The organism is Streptomyces sp. NPDC054840 (genome assembly GCF_053611065.1).
The window spans coordinates 1-18622 of record NZ_JBSGZP010000052.1; the positions used below are offsets into that span (position 1 = coordinate 1).

General features: G+C 72.5%; 16 protein-coding genes. 9 read left to right on the top strand and 7 right to left on the bottom strand.

Going from position 1 to position 18622, the window contains the following annotated elements; translation table 11 throughout:
• The 4 genes from ilvD to ACWGIU_RS06410 form a co-directional block, all read right to left on the bottom strand.
• Positions 1-1833: dihydroxy-acid dehydratase (gene ilvD, locus ACWGIU_RS06395; protein ID WP_453702982.1), on the bottom strand; the 1833-nt coding region annotated here is incomplete at its 3' end.
• A gap of 122 nt (positions 1834-1955) precedes the next feature.
• Entirely contained in the window at positions 1956-2585 is a 630-nt protein-coding gene (locus ACWGIU_RS06400) for a TetR/AcrR family transcriptional regulator (RefSeq protein ID WP_453702984.1), read from the bottom strand.
• On the bottom strand, positions 2582-3433 hold the full coding sequence (locus ACWGIU_RS06405; RefSeq protein ID WP_453702986.1) for a sugar phosphate isomerase/epimerase family protein: 852 nt from the start codon (positions 3431-3433) through the stop codon (positions 2582-2584). The genes ACWGIU_RS06400 and ACWGIU_RS06405 overlap by 4 nt, the downstream gene beginning before the upstream one ends.
• A 194-nt stretch (positions 3434-3627) precedes the next feature.
• Entirely contained in the window at positions 3628-4566 is a 939-nt protein-coding gene (locus ACWGIU_RS06410; protein ID WP_453702987.1) for a Ppx/GppA phosphatase family protein, read from the bottom strand.
• Positions 4567-4737: 171 nt separating this feature from the next.
• Here ACWGIU_RS06410 and ACWGIU_RS06415 point away from each other — a divergent pair, with 171 nt between their 5' ends.
• Positions 4738-5490, top strand: a complete 753-nt coding sequence (locus ACWGIU_RS06415) for a hypothetical protein (protein WP_453703008.1) — start codon at positions 4738-4740, stop codon at positions 5488-5490.
• 12 nt (positions 5491-5502) lie between these two features.
• On the opposite strand, the gene ACWGIU_RS06420 is transcribed toward ACWGIU_RS06415, so the two are convergent.
• Entirely contained in the window at positions 5503-7251 is a 1749-nt protein-coding gene (locus tag ACWGIU_RS06420; RefSeq protein WP_453702989.1) for a BACON domain-containing protein, read from the bottom strand.
• 336 nt (positions 7252-7587) lie between these two features.
• Here ACWGIU_RS06420 and radA point away from each other — a divergent pair, with 336 nt between their 5' ends.
• Positions 7588-9000, top strand: coding sequence for a DNA repair protein RadA (gene radA / locus ACWGIU_RS06425; RefSeq protein ID WP_453702991.1), 1413 nt, complete (start codon positions 7588-7590; stop codon positions 8998-9000).
• Between the two features lie 228 nt (positions 9001-9228).
• Positions 9229-10353: a DNA integrity scanning diadenylate cyclase DisA gene (gene disA, locus ACWGIU_RS06430; RefSeq protein WP_453702993.1), complete on the top strand. Its 1125-nt coding sequence runs from the start codon at positions 9229-9231 to the stop codon at positions 10351-10353.
• 64 nt (positions 10354-10417) lie between these two features.
• On the opposite strand, the gene ACWGIU_RS06435 is transcribed toward disA, so the two are convergent.
• Positions 10418-11161, bottom strand: coding sequence for a hypothetical protein (locus tag ACWGIU_RS06435; protein WP_453702995.1), 744 nt, complete (start codon positions 11159-11161; stop codon positions 10418-10420).
• Between the two features lie 376 nt (positions 11162-11537).
• Here ACWGIU_RS06435 and ACWGIU_RS06440 point away from each other — a divergent pair, with 376 nt between their 5' ends.
• The 6 genes from ACWGIU_RS06440 to ACWGIU_RS06465 all read left to right on the top strand — a co-directional run bounded on the left by ACWGIU_RS06440 (position 11538) and on the right by ACWGIU_RS06465 (position 17532).
• Positions 11538-12491 carry an A/G-specific adenine glycosylase gene (locus ACWGIU_RS06440; RefSeq protein WP_453702997.1) on the top strand — a complete coding sequence of 318 codons (954 nt, stop codon included), beginning with the start codon at positions 11538-11540 and terminating at the stop codon, positions 12489-12491.
• Between the two features lie 184 nt (positions 12492-12675).
• Entirely contained in the window at positions 12676-13236 is a 561-nt protein-coding gene (locus tag ACWGIU_RS06445) for a SigE family RNA polymerase sigma factor (RefSeq protein ID WP_453702999.1), read from the top strand.
• Between the two features lie 35 nt (positions 13237-13271).
• Positions 13272-13904 (top strand): hypothetical protein, encoded by a 633-nt coding sequence (locus tag ACWGIU_RS06450; protein WP_453703010.1) that lies wholly within the window; start codon positions 13272-13274, stop codon positions 13902-13904.
• A gap of 29 nt (positions 13905-13933) precedes the next feature.
• The gene (gene cseB, locus ACWGIU_RS06455; RefSeq protein ID WP_453703000.1) at positions 13934-14647 is read left to right on the top strand and encodes a two-component system response regulator CseB; all 714 of its coding nucleotides are present in this window, start codon (positions 13934-13936) and stop codon (positions 14645-14647) included.
• 354 nt (positions 14648-15001) lie between these two features.
• Positions 15002-16321, top strand: a complete 1320-nt coding sequence (gene cseC, locus ACWGIU_RS06460) for a two-component system sensor histidine kinase CseC (RefSeq protein ID WP_453703002.1) — start codon at positions 15002-15004, stop codon at positions 16319-16321.
• A 71-nt stretch (positions 16322-16392) separates the two neighbouring features.
• A complete protein-coding gene (locus ACWGIU_RS06465) occupies positions 16393-17532 on the top strand; it encodes a LamG-like jellyroll fold domain-containing protein (RefSeq protein WP_453703004.1) in 1140 nt (379 codons plus the stop codon).
• 70 nt (positions 17533-17602) lie between these two features.
• Here the strand turns inward: ACWGIU_RS06465 and ACWGIU_RS06470 are convergent, their stop codons facing one another.
• The gene (locus ACWGIU_RS06470) at positions 17603-18196 is read right to left on the bottom strand and encodes a M23 family metallopeptidase (protein WP_453703006.1); all 594 of its coding nucleotides are present in this window, start codon (positions 18194-18196) and stop codon (positions 17603-17605) included.
• Between the last annotated feature and the right edge of the window lie 426 nt (positions 18197-18622).

Genomic DNA, 18622 nt, shown 5'->3' on the forward strand with positions numbered 1-18622 from the left:
GTCGCGGACCGCGCCCTTGTCGGCGCTGGTGGCCATCGCGGCGTAGGCGCGCAGGGCCGCGGAGACCTTGCGCTCGCGGTTCTTCGGGGCGTAGACGCCGCCGAGGACCTCGTGGCGGGCCGCCAGGGTGGCCTCGTCGACGAGGACCTCGATGGACCGGTTGGGGATGTCGATGCGGATCCGGTCGCCGTCCTCGACGACCGCGATGGTGCCGCCCGAGGCCGCCTCCGGGGAGGCGTGGCCGATGGACAGGCCCGAGGTGCCGCCGGAGAAGCGGCCGTCCGTCACCAGCGCGCAGACCTTGCCGAGCCCGCGGCCCTTGAGGAAGGAGGTGGGGTAGAGCATCTCCTGCATACCGGGGCCGCCGCGCGGGCCCTCGTAGCGGATGACGACCACGTCGCCCGCCTTGACCTCCTTGCGGAGGATCTTGTCCACGGCCTCGTCCTGCGACTCGCAGACGACCGCCGGACCCTCGAAGGTCCAGATCGACTCGTCGACACCGGCGGTCTTCACGACACATCCGTCCTCGGCGATGTTGCCGCGCAGGACGGCGAGGCCGCCGTCCTTGGAGTACGCGTGCTGCACCGAGCGGATGCAGCCGCCCTCGGCGTCGAGGTCGAGGGACTCCCAGCGCTTGGACTGGGAGAAGGCGGTGGCTGAGCGCTCGCAGCCGGGGGCCGCGTGCCACAGCTCCATGGCCGTATCGGTGGCCGTGCCGGAGCGGGCGTCCCACTTCGCCAGCCAGTCCTCCAGGCCGTCCGAGTGGACGGTGGTGACGTCCTTGTTGAGGAGACCGCCGCGGTGCAGCTCGCCGAGGATCGCGGGGATGCCGCCCGCCCGGTGGATGTCCTCCATGTAGTACGTGCCGCCGGGCGCCACGTTCGGCGCGACCTTGGACAGGCACGGGACACGGCGCGAGACGGCGTCGATGTCGGTGAGGTCGTAGTCCAGACCCGCTTCCTGCGCCGCGGCCAGCAGGTGCAGGATCGTGTTCGTGGAGCCGCCCATCGCGATGTCGAGGGCCATCGCGTTCTCGAAGGCCTCGCGGGTGGCGATGTTGCGCGGGAGGACGGACTCGTCGCCGTCCTCGTAGTAGCGCTTGGTGATCTCCACGACCGTGCGGCCGGCGTCCTCGTACAGGGCGCGGCGGGCGGTGTGCGTGGCGAGGACCGAGCCGTTGCCGGGCAGGGCCAGGCCGATGGCCTCGGCGAGGCAGTTCATCGAGTTGGCGGTGAACATGCCGCTACAGGAGCCGCAGGTCGGACAGGCGTTCTCCTCGATGCGGAGCACGTCCTCGTCGGAGACGTTCTCGTTGGAGGCGTCGACCATGGCGTCGATCAGGTCGAGCTTGCGGACGGTGCCGTCGACGAGGGTCGCCTGACCGGCCTCCATCGGGCCTCCGGAGACGAAGACGACCGGGATGTTGAGGCGCATGGCGGCCATCAGCATGCCGGGGGTGATCTTGTCGCAGTTGGAGATGCAGATCAGCGCGTCGGCGCAGTGCGCCTCGACCATGTACTCGACGGAGTCCGCGATCAGGTCGCGGGACGGGAGGGAGTACAGCATGCCGCCGTGACCCATGGCGATGCCGTCGTCGACCGCGATGGTGTTGAACTCGCGGGGGATCGCACCGGCGGCCCGGATGGCGTCGGAGACGATCCGGCCGACCGGGGCCAGGTGGGTGTGACCGGGGACGAACTCGGTGAACGAGTTCGCGACCGCGACGATCGGCTTGCCGATGTCCGCGCTCGCTACGCCCGACGCGCGCATCAGCGCACGTGCGCCTGCCATGTTGCGGCCGTGGGTGACGGTGCGGGACCTCAGCTCGGGCATGCGGTTTCACTCCCCATGAGTGCGGCTGTACGGTCAGCCGCGACTGCGGATATGGCTCAGATACGAGGCTACGCCCACCGCCCGCGATCCGGACACCGCGTCCGGATGCCGGGATGGCGGGCTCATTCCTCGGTCAGGTACCGCTGCAGCGTGGGCGCAACGAGAGCCACGATCTTCTCCGGCTCGGCGGACGCGAGGGGCTCCACCTGGACCACGTAGCGCAGGATCGCGATGCCCACCATGTGGGAGGCGGCGAGTTCGGCGCGGAAGGTCGGGTCGGGGACGTCGAGGTCGGCGGCCACGCGCTCCAGGACCCGCCGCAGCACCAGACCCCGCAGCACCTTCGCGGCGGCCTCGTGCGTGAGCGCGGAGCGGATCACGGCGAGCAGCGGGACCCGGGTGACCGGGTTCTCCCAGACACCGAGGAAGTAGCGGGCGAGACGCTCGCCGATGCCGTCCGGCCCCTCCCCGATGATCGCGGGGACCACCAGGGCGGGCTCGATGCTGACCTCGATGGCGGCGGCGAACAGGTCGTCCTTGCTGCCGAAGTAGTGGTGCACCAGCGCCGGGTCGACGCCGGCGACCTTCGCGATGCCGCGTACGGACGTCTTGTCGTACCCGCGCTCCGCGAACACCTCACGGGCGGCGAGCCGGATGCGCTCCTGGGTGCCGGGGCCGTCGTCGGCCTCGTCCTGCCGCGGCCGGCCGGGGCCGCGGCGGCGCGGCTCGGGTGCGTCCGGGGTATCGGTCACGGCCGGCGGGCCTTGTCGCGCTGGGAGGTGGGGGTGGGGCTGGTGGGGCTGGTGGCGAGGTGCAGGCGGGTGAAGGCCAGCGCCTCGGCGAGATCGGCCTCGCGCTCGGCGGAGGACATGGCCCTGCGGGTGTTGACCTCGATCACCACGTGCCCGTCGAACGAGGTCCGCGCGAGGCCCTCCAGCAGCTCGGCGCACGGCTGCGTACCGCGGCCCGGGACCAGGTGCTCGTCCTTGGCCGAGCCGTTCCCGTCGGCGAGGTGGATGTGCGCGAGCCGGTCGCCCATCCGGTCGATCATCGCGATGGCGTCGGTACGGGCGGTCGCGGTGTGCGACAGGTCGACGGTGAAGTGCCGGTAGTCGTCCTTCGTCACGTCCCACTCGGGGGCGTACGCGAGCATCTCGCGGTCCCGGTAGCGCCACGGGTACATGTTCTCCACGGCGAACCGGACGTCGGTCTCCTCGGCCATCCGCCAGATGCCGGTGACGAAGTCCCGCGCGTACTGGCGCTGCCAGCGGAACGGCGGATGCACGACCACGGTGCTCGCCCCGAGCCGCTCGGCCGCGGCCCGGGCGCGCTGCAGCTTGGTCCACGGGTCGGTGGACCAGACCCGCTGGGTGATCAGCAGGCACGGCGCGTGCACGGCCAGGATCGGCACCCCGTGGTGGTCCGACAGGCGGCGCAGGGCGTCGACGTCCTGACTGACCGGATCCGTCCAGACCATCACCTCTACGCCGTCGTAACCGAGGCGCGCGGCGATCTCGAAGGCGGTCGCCGTCGACTCCGGATAGACGGAGGCGGTGGATAGGGCGACTTTCGCGGTCGGGACACGGACTGGTTCTGCCACGGAGACAGGGTACGGGCCCAGGACGCCGGGTGACCGTGACGACGGCCACGCGGGCGGGGGTGGGGGCCGGGAAGGTGCGGCGGGGGCTCCGGATGGCGGGGCCGGTCGTGCGGGGTCCGGGAGGGTAGGGCAGGGCTCCGGAAGGCGGGACCCCTTGATCGGCATCACCGGCGCAGCCGACCGGGCCCCGCCCCTCAGGCCTCCGGTGCCGGCATGTGGTCCAGTCTGCGCAGGATCACGCCCTCGCGGAGCGCCCACGGGCAGATCTCCAGTTCATCCACGCCGAAGAGGTCCATGGCGCCCTCCGCGACCAGCGCTCCCGCCAGGAGCTGGTTCGCGCGGCCCTCCGAGACGCCCGGGAGGGCCGAGCGCTGGGCCGTGGTCATCGCCGCCAGGCGCGGGACCCATTCCTCCAGGGACTTGCGGCTCAGGTCCCGCTGTACGTAAAGGCCGTCCGCCGAGCGGGCCGCGCCCGCGATGCGGGCCAGCTGCTTGAAGGTCTTCGAGGTCGCCACCACGTGGTCCGGCGCCCCGAAGCGGCGGAACTCGCCGACCGTCCGGGCGATCTCCGCCCGCACGTGCCGCCGTAGCGCCCGGACGTCCAGCGCGTCCGGCGGGTCGCCCGGGAGCCAGCCCGCGGTGAGGCGCCCCGCACCGAGCGGGAGGGAGACGGCCGCGTCCGGGTCCTCGTCGATGCCGTACGCGATCTCCAGCGAGCCGCCGCCGATGTCCAGGACCAGCAGCTTCCCGGCGGACCAGCCGAACCAGCGGCGGGCCGCCAGGAAGGTCAGCCGGGACTCGTCCTCGCCGCTCAGCACCGGCAGGTCGACGCCGGTCTCGGTCTTGACCCGCGCGAGGACCTCGTCCGCGTTCGTGGCCTCGCGTACGGCGCTGGTCGCGAAGGGGAGGACGTCCTCGCACCCCTTGTCCTCGGCGGCCTGGACGGCGTCCCCGATGACCGAGACCAGACGCTCGACGCCCTCGGGGGTGACGGCGCCGTGCTCGTCGAGGAGCTCCGCCAGCCTCATCTCCACCTTGTGCGAATGCGCCGGCTGCGGGCGCGCGCCGGGATGCGCGTCCACCACCAGCAGATGGACCGTATTCGAACCCACGTCCAGCACACCGAGTCTCATGGGGGGAAACGCTACTGCGAGGAAGACTCGGGGGTTGAGTAAGGGGCGCATAGGCTTGTGTTTGTGCCAAATACGAAGAAGGCCAACAAGACCCGGTCGCAGAAGGACACGGGCAAGGACACCGGCAAGGGCAAGGCCAAGGCCGCCGCCAAGGCCGGTAAGGACAAGGCCGTGGTCGCGGCCGACGAGAAGGGGCTCGACTTCCCCCGGGCCTGGGTGGAGTTCCCCGACCCCGCCGACGACGAGCAGGTCTTCCGCTGTGACCTGACCTGGCTGACCTCCCGCTGGACCTGCATCTTCGGCAGCGGCTGCCAGGGCATCCAGGCGGGCCGGGCCGACGACGGCTGCTGCACGCTCGGCGCCCACTTCTCCGACGAGGACGACGAGAAGCGCGTCGCGCAGCACGTGGCCCGGCTGACGCCCGAGCTGTGGCAGTTCCACGACGTCGGCAGCGAGAGCGGGTGGACGCAGAACGACGACGACGGGGAGAAGCAGACCCGCCGCTGGGACGGCGCGTGCATCTTCCTGAACCGGCCGGGGTTCCCCGCCGGGGCCGGCTGCTCGCTCCACATCCTCGCGGTGAAGGAGGGCCGGGAGCCGCTGGAGACCAAGCCCGACGTCTGCTGGCAGCTGCCGATCCGCCGCACGTACGAGTGGATCGACCGGCCGGACGACACGCGCGTGCTGCAGGTCTCGATCGGTGAGTACGACCGCCGCGGCTGGGGGCCGGGCGGCCACGACCTGCACTGGTGGTGCACGTCGGCGACTTCCGCGCACGGTGCCGGCGAGCCGGTGTACGTGTCGTACCGCCCCGAGCTGACGGAGTTGATGGGCAAGGAGGGCTACGACGAGCTCGTGAAGCTGTGCGAGGCGCGGCTGGCCTCGCTGCTGCCGATGGCACCGCACCCCGCGGATCCTGCCTGACCGCAGGCCCGCTCAGGGTCCCGGTGACGGAGCGGGGTCCGGTTCCGGGCCCGGGGAAACCGTTCCGCCTGAGCCCTCCGTCGGGGTCGGCGTCGGGGTCGGCGACGGGATCGTCGGCTCCGTCGGGGTCGGTGTCGGCGTGGACGGCTGCGTCGGGTCCGGCGAGGGCGTCGGGGTCGCGGGCTGCGTCGGGTCCGGCATGGGCGTGGGCGTCGCCGCGGGGCGGCCGCGGCCCTGGATGGAGACCACCGCGCCGCTCGGGTCGACCCCGACCCGGGCCCTCCAGGCGCCCACGGGCTGGCCCTCGGGATCCACGGCGATCCGTAGAGTGACCGATTCTCCTGGGGCGAGCGTGCCCGCGGTCCGGCTCGCGCGCAGCCAGGGGGCGTCGGACCAGAGCCGCCAGTCCACGGGGACGCCGCCGGTGGCGGTGAGGGTGAGCAGGGTGACGGCGCCCTGGGCGGATGCGGCCACGGTGAGGCGGCCCGGGTCGCCGGCGTGGTCGGGATCCGCGGGCGGGCCACTGCTGATCACCTCGACGGAGACGTCGGAGGTGGTGTCGCTCTGGGCGAAGCCGGGGCCGCTGGTGGTGGTGGCGTTGCCGGCGTTCTCGTAGGCGGTCAGCGGGCGGCCGTCGGTCCGTGCGGTCGGGAGCTCTGACTCGCTGGCGGAGATACGGGTGGAATCGCCGCCTGCGGGCTCGCCGGTGTCGGGTCCGCCGCGGTACGCCGCCCACAGGGCCAGGACCGGGGCGGCGACGACGGTGGCGACGACGGTGGTGGTCACCACCCGGGCGCGCAGCCGGTCGCGCCGGGCCACGCGGTCCTTGGGGTCCATGGGGAAGCCGGTGCGGTCGAAGCGCGGGGCGGGGCCGCGGCCCCGGCCGGAGCGGAGCATCGCGGCGTGGACGGCGGTGCGGGGAGCCGGTACGAGGGGGAGCGCGGCGGTGTTGAGGCCGCCGGAGCCGGGCCAGGGGCCCGCGGCGCCCACGCGTTCGGCGACGCGGCGGCACCGGGGGCAGTCGTCGACGTGGCGCACGAGCTCGGCGCGCAGGGTGCTGGAGAGCAGGACGTTGCCGTCGCCTTCGTCGCCGGTGAGCCGGGAGACGCTGGGGCAGTTGCCGGTCTCGACGACGGCGAGGGCGGCGCGGGTGCGCTCGACCTCGCAGGCGGCGCCGGAGAGCAGCTCGCAGGCGGCGGCCGCGGGGGTGCCGAGGACGGCGGCGAGCTCCGGGACGCCGAGGCGGTGGCGGACGGCGAGTTCGAGGGCCTCGCGCTGCTCGGGTGTGGTGCCGGCGGCTTCGGGCCAGGCGAGCCGGGCCAGCTCGGTACGGCGGTAGGCGCTCACGTCAAGGAGCCGGTGGGCGCCCTGGCCGCGGTCGGGTGCCGAGTCACCACCCGGCGCACGGTCGCCCTGGGCATGCTCCGGCGCACGCCGGGCGGAATGCGCTCCCTGCCGCGCGCGCCGCTGCTCGGCCAGCCGGTGCAGGCAGCCCCAGCGGGCGAGGGCGTAGAGCCAGGCACGCCGGTCCCCCTCGTCCGGGCAGCGGCCGGGGTGCCGCTCGGCCACGGCGAGGACGTCCCCGAGCACGTCGATCGCGGTGTCGTGGTCGCACAGGACCGACAGGCAGTACGTGAACAGGCCGTCCAGGTAGGGCTCGTGCCGGAACGGCGGTGGCTGCTCGGCCTCGTGGGGCATGCGCCCGTGCGCCCGGTGTGCGCCGGTGCGCGCTGAGGAGTGTGCCTGGTTGCTGCTGTTCACAACTGGCGACCGTAGGCGGCGCGCCGGTGACGCCCTGGAAGCCTTCGCCACTTTTAGCCCTTACGGGTGAACAGATCGGTGAGGCGCTGACGCAGGCCCTGACGCGGTCGGACCGGCGACCCCTGCCGCCGGGGGCCCATGGGTCCTGCGGGCCGTACGGGTCCTGTGTGATCTGCGGGTTCCGTGGGCCCTGTGGGTTCTATGGGTCTCGTGAATCCTGTGGGTCCCGTGGCCCTTGTAAGTCCCGTGGGCCTGCAAGGTCGGCGAATCGCCGGCCGCGCCCCGCGGCCGGTACCGCGGGCCGGCTTGTCGGTGCGGGCGGCTACCGTGAACGGCATGGCTGCCCGCACCGCTCGTTCATCCGCCAAGGACCGGCCGTCCTACCGCTGCACCGACTGCGGCTGGACGACCGCCAAGTGGCTCGGCCGCTGTCCCGAATGCCAGGCCTGGGGCACCGTCGAGGAGATGGGCGCGCCCGCCGTGCGCACCACCGCCGCCGGCCGGGTCTCCACCGCCGCCGTGCCGATCGCGCAGGTCGACGGCCGGACCGCGACCGCCCGCAGCACCGGCGTGGACGAGCTGGACCGCGTCCTCGGAGGCGGGCTCGTGCCCGGCGCCGTCGTTCTGCTCGCCGGCGAGCCCGGTGTCGGCAAGTCGACCCTGCTGCTGGACGTCGCGGCCAAGGCCGCCAGCGACGAGCACCGCACGCTGTACGTGACGGGCGAGGAGTCGGCGAGCCAGGTGCGCCTGCGCGCCGACCGGATCAACGCCCTCAGCGATCACCTCTACCTCGCCGCCGAGACCGATCTGTCCGCCGTGCTCGGGCATCTCGACGCCGTGAAGCCTTCCCTGCTGATCCTGGACTCCGTACAGACCGTCGCCTCGCCCGAGATCGACGGCGCGCCCGGCGGCATGGCCCAGGTACGGGAGGTGGCCGGGGCGCTGATCCGGGCCTCCAAGGAGCGCGGCATGTCCACCCTCCTCGTCGGCCACGTGACCAAGGACGGGGCCATCGCCGGTCCCCGCCTGCTGGAGCACCTCGTCGACGTGGTGCTGAGCTTCGAGGGCGACCGGCACGCCCGGCTGCGGCTGGTGCGCGGCATCAAGAACCGGTACGGGGCCACCGACGAGGTCGGCTGCTTCGAACTGCACGACGAGGGGATCACCGGGCTCGCCGACCCGAGCGGGCTCTTCCTGACCCGGCGGGCCGAGGCCGTTCCGGGCACCTGCCTGACGGTGACTCTGGAGGGGAAGCGTCCGCTGGTCGCCGAGGTGCAGGCGCTGACCGTGGACTCGCAGATCCCCTCCCCCCGGCGCACGACCTCGGGCCTGGAGACCTCGCGCGTGTCGATGATGCTGGCGGTGCTGGAGCAGCGCGGCCGGATCACGGCGCTCGGCAAGCGCGACATCTACAGCGCCACCGTGGGCGGGGTGAAGCTCACCGAGCCGGCCGCCGACCTGGCGATCGCGCTCGCACTGGCCTCCGCCGCCAGTGACGTCCCCCTGCCGAAGAACCTCGTCGCGATCGGTGAGGTCGGCCTGGCCGGCGAGGTGCGGCGGGTGACCGGCGTGCAGCGGCGGCTCGCGGAGGCGCACCGGCTGGGATTCACGCACGCGCTGGTCCCGGCGGATCCGGGCAAGGTGCCGGCCGGGATGAAGGTCATCGAGGTGGCCGACATGGGCGACGCGCTGCGGGTGTTGCCGCGCGGCCGCTCCCGTACGCCCGCCGGGGAACGGTCCGCGCAGTAGCCGACCCGGGGAGACGACGAGGGGATACCCGCACGGACACCCTGGGGGGACGATCCCCTGGTCAGGGGTCCGTCGAAGGGGCCGACGGGGGCCCGCCCGGGCCGTACCTGGCCAAGCCACGGCCGGGCCGCGGCGCGCGCCGGTAGACTTTGTGCTGGTCCGCCCGGCCGTACGCACGTCCTCGTGCCCGCGGCGCTGGGCGGCGCAACCCGCGACCGGAGGAGTGCAGTGGCAGCCAAGGACGGGGCAGCAGCATCCGGGAAGTCGGGCGCGAGCTCCAAGCAGGAGGCCATGATGCGCGCCTCGCTGAGCGCGGTCGCACCTGGTCAGCCGCTGCGTGACGGCTTGGAACGGATCGTCCGCGGCAACACCGGCGGGCTCATCGTCCTCGGTATGGACAAGAGCGTCGAAGCGATGTGCACCGGCGGCTTCGTCCTGGACGTGGAGTTCACCGCGACCCGGCTGCGCGAGCTGTGCAAGCTCGACGGCGCGCTCATCATCGACAAGGACATCACCAAGATCCTGCGCGCCGGGGTGCAGCTGGTGCCGGACGCGTCGATCCCGACGGAGGAGACGGGTACGCGCCACCGTACGGCCGACCGCGTCTCCAAGCAGTGCGGTTTCCCCGTGGTGTCGGTGTCGCAGTCGATGCGGCTGATCGCGCTGTACGTCGACGGGGAGCGGCGGGTCCTGGAGGAGTCCGGGGCGATCCTGTCGCGGGCGAACCAGGCGCTGGCCACGCTGGAGCGGTACAAGCTGCGCCTCGACGAGGTCGCGGGCACGCTGTCGGCGCTGGAGATCGAGGACCTGGTCACGGTCCGCGACGTGACGGCGGTCGCGCAGCGGCTGGAAATGGTCCGCCGGATCGCGACCGAGATCGCCGAGTACGTGGTCGAACTGGGCACGGACGGGCGACTGCTGTCGCTGCAGCTGGACGAGCTGACGGTCGGGATCGAGCAGGAGCGGGAGCTGGTCATCCGGGACTACGTGCCGGAGCCGACGGCGAAGCGTTCCCGCACGGTGGACGAGGCGCTGGCGGAGCTGGACGCGCTGACGCATCCGGAGCTGCTGGAGCTGGCCATCGTGGCGCGCGCGCTGGGGTACACCGGCTCGCCGGAGACGCTGGACTCGGCGGTGTCGCCGCGCGGGTACCGGCTGCTGGCGAAGATTCCGCGGCTGCCGGGCGCGATCATCGAGCGGCTCGTGGAGCACTTCGGCGGGCTGCAGAAGCTGCTGGCGGCTTCCGTGGACGACCTCCAGGCCGTGGACGGGGTGGGCGAGGCCCGCGCCCGGAGCGTCCGCGAGGGCCTGTCCCGCCTGGCCGAGTCGTCCATCCTGGAGCGGTACGTCTAAGGGCTGTCCGCTGCCGGGGCTCCGCTCCGGATCCTCTGCCTCGCACGCCGGCCGGGCCGGCTCGTCAGCCCTGCCTGAGGACGAACGAGGTACGGGCCACCGCCATGCCCGGGGCCTTGACCTCGACCACGTAGGTGTCGGGAGCCGCGGACCCCGCCGGAGGCGTCTGGCACTGGTCGGCAGCGCTGAACCTGCGGTCCCATTCCAGCGACTGCTTCGTCTCGCCCTGCGCCGGAAGGCGGAAGAAGGCGTTGCCCGCGCCCGGCGGGCAGTCCGCCGAGGACCAGACGGCCTTGCTGCTGCTCGCCTGAAGGATGGTCAGGACGGCCTGCTTCGGGCCGAGGTCGATCTTGCAGGTGGTTCCGGAGGTGTTCCGGGCGACCAGTTCGAGGCGCGGCTTCTCGTTCGCCTCGTACTCGTTCTTCACGCTCTTGACCTCCCACTGCAGCGAGCCCGGCGCGCACGTGGGGAGCGCGGAGTCCGCCGGGACCGGAGCCGCGCCGCCCGCGGCGCCGCCGGCGCCGGAAACCGAGCCGCCGTTCGCGCCCGCGCCGCCGCCCGGTTCGCCGTTCTTGCCCCCGCCGCCCGTGGAGCCGCCCTCGGAGCCGGTGCTCCCGCCGCTGCCCGACTCGGGACGCCCGCCGGGGGCCGCGCTGATCGCGGGGCCGGTGCCGGACGGGCCAGGGGTGATCGAGGTGACAGGGTCGGGGCCGTGCTGGCCCTTTCCGTTCGTACTCGTCCTCCCCCCACCGGAACTGACGGTCCATACGGCGAGGAGCGCGAGGAGCGCGACAACGGAAGCCAGCACAGCCCTCCGTCGCCAGTAGATGGAGGAGGGGAGCGGCCCGACCGGATTGCGCAGAGATCCCACGGACGGAACTTTACGAGAGTTCGCGGCCCGATCAGTGCCCCACATGCCGCGCGAAGGTTTTGATTTGCCGATGATCATCCTGCGGGCGCAATCGAGGGCCCGGGATCCGGCCAAAGGGTGAATGCGGAGATCGACCCGCTGTGCCTACGTTCGGTGAGCACGGACGGCCCGGCCTCCGCCGCGCCCTCACCGCTTTCGCCCAGCGCTCGCGCGGCCCGGGCGCCGCCCCTCCTGTGGCGCCGGCCGTCGTCCGGTGCACCGGTCCGGGTCTCGCGCGCCGAGGGAGGTGAAACGTGCCAGGATGCCGTCTGCCATGACTGCATCTCCCGCTTCCTCCACGGCCGTATCCCCCGACTCCTCCCACGCACTGCACTCCCCCGTCATCGCGTGGTTCGACGAGCATGCCCGCGACCTGCCCTGGCGCCGCCCCGAGGCCGGCCCCTGGGGGGTCATGGTCAGCGAGTTCATGCTCCAGCAGACGCCCGTCAGCCGGGTCCTGCCGGTCTACGAGCAGTGGCTCGCCCGGTGGCCCCGCCCCGCGGACCTGGCCGCCGAGGCCCCCGGCGAGGCCGTACGGGCCTGGGGCCGGCTCGGCTACCCGCGCCGCGCGCTGCGGCTGCACGGCGCGGCCGTCGCCATAACGGACCGGCACGGGGGCGACGTACCGCAGGAGCACGCGCAGCTGCTGGCGCTGCCCGGGATCGGTGAGTACACGGCGGCGGCCGTGGCCTCCTTCGCGTACGGGCAGCGGCACGCCGTCCTCGACACGAACGTCCGCCGGGTCTTCGCGCGCACCGCGACCGGGGTCGAGTACCCGCCGAACGCGACGACCGCCGCCGAACGGCGCCTCGCCCGGGCCCTGCTGCCCGAGGACGAGGGCACGGCGGCCCGCTGGGCGGCGGCCTCGATGGAACTCGGCGCGCTGGTGTGCACCGCCAAGAACCCCGACTGCGCGCGCTGCCCGGTGGCCGGGCTGTGCGCGTGGCGGCTCGCCGGGAAGCCCGCGCACGAGGGGCCCCCGCGGCGCGGGCAGACGTACGCCGGGACCGACCGGCAGGTGCGGGGCAAGCTCCTCGCCGTGCTCCGGGAGGCGGTGGGCGCGGTTCCGCAGGCCGTGCTCGACATGGTCTGGGACGAGCCCGTGCGGCGGGCCCGGGCGCTGGACGGGCTGGTCTCCGACGGGCTGGTGGAGCCCATGGACGGAGGCTTCTACCGGCTCCCGCAGGCCCTCCCCCCGAGCGTCCCCCCGGCCGTCCCGCGGGCCTGACCGAAGCTGACTCCGTCATTCCGCTTCCTGCCGGGAAACCGCAGCTCACAGGGGTTGTTACACAACCTATGGGTGTCCGTGCGCCCACCGAAGGCTGGCTCGCACAGGCCCGTGACAACCCCTCCGTACCTTCGGATCCGTAGGGCACGGGGATGAACGGTTTGACGGGTGGAGGCGGTCTGAGATGGCGCACGGTGAGGTACTCGGATTCGAAGAGTACGTACGCACCCGGCAGGACGCGCTGCTGCGCAGTGCGCGACGCCTGGTCCCGGATCCGACCGACGCCCAGGACCTCCTGCAGACCGCGCTCGTCCGCACCTACGGCCGCTGGGACGGCATCGCCGACAAGTCCCTGGCCGACGCCTACCTGCGCCGGGTCATGATCAACACCCGCACCGAGTGGTGGCGCGCCCGCAAGCTCGAAGAGGTCCCCACCGAGCAGCTCCCCGACGCCTCCGTCGAGGACGGCTCCGACCAGCGCGCCGACCGCGCCCTCCTCATGGACATCCTCAAGGTTCTCGCGCCCAAGCAGCGCAGCGTGGTCGTGCTGCGACACTGGGAGCAGATGAGCACCGACGAGACGGCAGCGGCGCTCGGAATGTCGGCGGGAACCGTGAAGAGCACTCTGCACCGCGCCCTGGCCCGCCTCCGGCAGGAGCTGGAGAGCCGGGATCTGGACATGCGTGCGCTGGAGCGCGGTGACCACACCATGCGGTACGAGGGGCGTGAGCGGTGCGCGGCCTGAACGGCCAAGGTTTCTCCGGAGGTTCTCTGGTGCTGATGTCGGCGGGGACGGTCGTCCTCGTCGGCACAGCCGTGTTCGCGGTCGGGTGCGCCACGGGCGGCACCGGCCTGCGCGACGGCGGCCCGGCCCGCACCGAGGCCGTGTCCAGGGCGGCGTCCTCGGGGCCCGCCCCCGACGACCCCGTCTCGGCGTCGTCCGGCCGGCCGCTGAAGAAGGTCGACCCCGTCGGGCTGCTGATGAAGGACCCCAAGGTCAGCAACGAGGTCAAACGGGACCTCAAGCCCTGCTCGGGCAAGGATTACCCGGTGGACGTGAGTTACGGGAAGGTCACCGGCAGCCCCGTCGTGGACATCGTGGTGAACGTCCTGTCCTGCGCCGACGCCCTGGGCCGCGGAACGTACGTGTACCGGGCGGACGGAGTCACGTACGAGAATGTCTTCTCGGACGAACAGCCACCCGTCTACGCGGAGATCGACCGGGGCGACCTGGTGGTCACGAAGCAGGTCTACGGAAAGAGCGACGCGCTCGCCTATCCGTCGGGCGAGGACGTGATCACGTACCGCTGGAACGGGGAGAAGTTCACCGAGCAGGACCGAGTTCACTCGGAGTACAGCAATGTGGTCGACGGCGGCGCCCCGCCCGCCCCGGTCACGAGTCAGAAGAACTGAGCACAGAAGAACCGAGGCGAGGCTCCCGCATGGCCGAGACCCATGTCCTGTTCGTGGAGGACGACGACGTCATCCGTGAGGCCACGACCCTGGCGCTGGAACGCGACGGGTTCGTGGTCACGGCCATGCCCGACGGCCTGTCGGGACTGGAGTCCTTCCGCGCGGACCGGCCCGACATCGCCCTGCTGGACGTGATGGTCCCCGGGATGGACGGCGTGAGCCTGTGCCGCCGCATCCGCGACGAGTCCACCGTCCCGGTGATCATGCTCTCCGCGCGCGCCGACAGCATCGACGTGGTGCTGGGCCTGGAGGCGGGCGCCGACGACTACGTCACCAAGCCCTTCGACGGCTCCGTGCTCGTGGCCCGGATCCGCGCGGTGCTGCGCCGCTTCGATCACTCCGGCGGCCCGCAGAACGGCGGAGCCAACGGGGCCGGCAACGGCTCGGACCCCGAGCGCGGGGTGCTCTCCTTCGGCGACCTGGAGGTGGACACCGAGGGCATGGAGGTCCGCCGGGCGGGCGCCGCCGTGGCCCTGACCCCGACCGAGATGCGGCTGCTGCTGGAGTTCTCCTCCGCGCCCGGCACCGTGCTGTCGCGCGACCGGCTGCTGGAGCGTGTCTGGGACTACGACTGGGGCGGCGACACCCGCGTCGTGGACGTCCACGTCCAGCGGCTGCGCACCAAGATCGGTCAGGACCGGATCGAAACGGTCCGGGGCTTCGGATACAAACTCAAGGCTTGACCTGCCCTGGCTGGGGGGCTTCCCACCTCGCGGAGGGGATCCACCGCTTCAGCACGGACCGCCCCGACCGAGAGGAGGACTCCCGTTGAGGTCTGCGACCCGCGCCACGGTCAGCGACCGCCGGCCCGGCGGCCGGAAGATCGGCCGCTGCGTTCTCGTGCCGGTCATGGGCGGCCCCGCAGACCGGGCACGGCCTGGACCGGGGACGCCCCCGGTCGACGGTGCTTGTCAAAATCCGAACACAAGCGCAGGCCGGCGCATCACTCAGCGATACGCTGCCGCTCCACGGCCTCGCGCCGAGAACACCTCTCCTTCCCCGGCCGGGGCCGGGGCTTTTCACGCAAGAAGACGGGCATGAGACGGTTCACCCTCCGCACGGGGATCCGCTGGAAGATCACAGTCGCCATCGCCTCCGTGGGCGTCCTCGTCACGATCGCGCTGAGCCTGGTGGTGCACAGTGCTGCCCGCGTGTCGATGCTGGAGAGCGCCCGCGAGGTGCAGCTGGAGCGCGTGCAGTTCATCTCCCGTAACGCCGATGCCGGGCGCAAGCCGCCCATGGGCGCCAAGCTCAACGATCCCGAACTGCCCGCCGAACTGCGGCACAAGGTGCAGTCGGGCCGCCGCGGGACCTACATCCAGGAGCGGCCGCACGGGGGCTTGCCCGAGGTGTGGGCCGCCGTGCCGCTCGGGAACGGGCTGGTGCTGTCGCTGCACACGCCCTTCCGGGAGAGTGCCAACCTGCTCCCCGACCTGGACCGGGCACTCGTCATCGGCGGGCTGTCCGCCGTGATCGGCGGCTCGGCGCTCGGCGTGCTCATCGGCGGGCAGATCTCGCGCCGGCTGCGCAAGGCCGCGGCCGCCTCGCAGCGGGTGGCGCACGGTGATCCCGACGTACGCGTACGGGATGCGGTCGGCGGTGTCGTGCGGGACGAGACGGACGACCTCGCGCGGGCCGTGGACGCCATGGCGGACGCCCTCCAGCAACGGCTGGAGGCCGAGCGGCGGGTGACCGCGGACATCGCGCACGAGCTGCGGACTCCGGTGACAGGCCTGCTCACGGCGGCGGAACTGCTGCCTCCGGGGCGGCCGACGGAGCTGGTGCGGGACCGGGCCCAGGCCCTGCGCGCCTTGGTCGAGGACGTGCTGGAGGTGGCCCGGCTGGACAGCGCTTCGGAGCGGGCGGAGCTGCAGGACGTGGCGCTGGGCGAGTTCGTGAGCCGGCGGGTGACGTCGCTGATGCCGGAGGCGACCGTACGGGTCGTCGCGGACGAGATCGTCAGCACCGACCCGCGCCGCCTGGAGCGGATCCTGGGGAACCTGCTGGCCAATGCCGCGCGGTACGGGCGGCCGCCGATCCAGGTCGACGTCGAGGGACGGGTCGTACGGGTCCGGGACCACGGGCCGGGCTTCCCGGAGGCACTGCTGCGGGAGGGGCCGAGTCGCTTCCGCACCGGCTCGACGGACCGCGCGGGTGTGGGGCACGGGCTGGGGCTGACCATCGCCGAGGGCCAGGCGCGGGTGCTGGGCGCCCGGCTGACCTTCCGTAACGTGGCCGCTCGGGGCGGCTCGGAGCGCGAGGGCTCGGCGGCGGGTGCGGTGGCTGTCCTGTGGCTGCCGGAGCACGCGCCGACGGCGACGGGCAGCTTCCCGATCCTCCAGCTGCCGCAGGGCTGAACCGGGGCGGGTGGGGCGGGACGGGTACCGGGCCGTATCCGCCCGCGGGTCCGTGACTTAGCATCCGTGGCATGACCGACGGTACGAATCCCCTGAGCCACCCGCAGCCCGAGCCCTCCCCCGGGAGCGGCGGATACGGGTTCCCGCCGGGACCGCACGCGCAGGACGGCTACGGCTACCCGACCCCCTCCGGCGGCTACGGCTACCCGCAGACGGGGCAGCAGCCGAACCCGTACCAGCAGGACGCGGGGGGCGGTGAGTGGCCTCCGGCCCAGCAGGGTTTCACGCGGCTGGCCGGTCCGGACCTCCCCGGCGCCTCGCAGCAGCCGGACTGGGAGGCCATGGCCGACCGCTCCGCGGCCGAGCGGCGCAAGAAGCGGCTGTGGATGCTGGGCGGCGGGGTGACCGTGCTCGCGCTCCTGGCCGGCGGCGGAACGTTCTTCCTTCTGGGCGGCAACGAGGACGGGCAGGACGCCCAGCCTTCGAACTCGGTCTCCGCCTCGCCCGAGCCGGAGGACGCGAAGGGGCCTGCCGCCTACACCGCGACCGTCGAGGGCGACGACACCCTGCTGCGCGACAGCTACGGCAAGATGGGCATCCGGCTGGGCCCCGACCTCAAGGTCGGCCCGCTGGGCAAGCGCTTCCAGGTCATCGGCAAGGGCAGCGGGAACTCGTGGGGGCAGTCCGCCGAGCCGGTCGTGGACGTGACCAAGAGCTTCACCGTCACGGCCCGCGCCTACAACTCCGCCGTCAAGGGCTCGCGGATCATCATGAGCCAGGGCGACGGGGAGTCGTTCTCCTTCGAGCTCGGCGTGAACGAGGTGAACGGCAAGCAGGCCTGGATCTTCCGCGTGCAGACGGGCGACAAGGGCGCCGCGGCCACCACGCGGACGGTCACCGCCGAGGGGCTCAGCATGGTGAAGACGCCCACGCTGCTGATGGCCACCTACGACGCCGAGAAGAAGGCCATCGCGCTCTACGTGGACGGCAAGAAGGCCGGCGAGACCCCGGTGCCGCCCATCTGGCAGGCCCCCGGTCCGCTGCAGCTCGGCCGGTCCAAGCACCACAACATCTGGACCGGTCCGTGGCAGGGCGCCCTGCACAACATCAAGACCTACGACATGGCCTTCACGGCGGAGCAGGCCGCCGCGTACAAGGAAGGGAAGCTCGATCCATCGCCGAAGCCGACCCATGCCTGGCTGCTCACCTGATCGGTGAGCAGGGCGGGTCGGCCGGTACGACGGGCGCCGCGGGTGCGGCGCGTCCTGCGGTCGGGACGGGTCAGACGCGGACGCCGTTGGTGCGCAGGAAGGCCACCGGGTTGACGGCCGAGCCGTAGTTCGGGGTGGTGCGGATCTCGAAGTGCAGGTGCGGGCCGCTGGAGTTGCCGGTGTTGCCCGACAGGGCGATCCGCTGCGAGGCCTTGACCTTCTGGCCGACCTTGATCTGGATCTTCGAGAGGTGCGCGTACTGGGAGTACGTCTTGTTCGCGTGCTTGATCACGATGGCGTTGCCGTAGGCGGGGCCGTCGCCGCCGCCGTTCGGGCCCGCCTTGACGACGACGCCGGCGGCCGCGGCCTTGACCGGGGTGCCGACCGGGACGGCGAAGTCCTGGCCGGAGTGCTTGTGGGACCACATGGTGCCGCCCTTGCCGAAGGTGGCGGACAGCGTGTACTTCTCCAGCGGCTTGTCCCAGAGACCGGTCTTCGAGGAGCCCGCGGCACCGGCTGCGCCGGCGGCCTTGACGGTGACGGCGGTCTGCGGGGCGTCTGCGAACGCGGCGGTCGTGCCCGCCCCGAGGGCCAGCACCGCACCGAGAGCGGTGGCGCCGGCGGTGATACGGGTACGACGGGTGTAGACGCGCTTCGCGAACATGTGCAGACCTCCGGGGCCGGGGACAAGGGGGGTTCACACCTGTAAGAGGCATGAAGTGACCCGGCACGATCGAGCTGGTGCCGGGCTGGCTCATCTTTGGTAACCCGAGCCCCCGTACTTCCCCAAACCTCCCGATTACTACCCGAACTCGTAGCGAAGTGCGGGCGTTCCGGCCTGTTGACTGCGATTTCCCGGGGTTGAGGTCCGGCCGCAGGGTCCATTTGATCTACGAATATACCTAGTACGTCCGTTTTGTCCTGTGTGGCTTGTCACCGCAGCCGGGACCGTTTGCGACCCACGTCACCAGGGCCTTCTCGGCGAAGGAGCGCCGGTCCGGCCCGCCGTCCGCTTCCCCCGCCAGGACGGCCGCGCGAGCCCGCTTCGAGGCCCACGAAGACGAAAAGGGGCGGCCCCGGGACTCTGGGT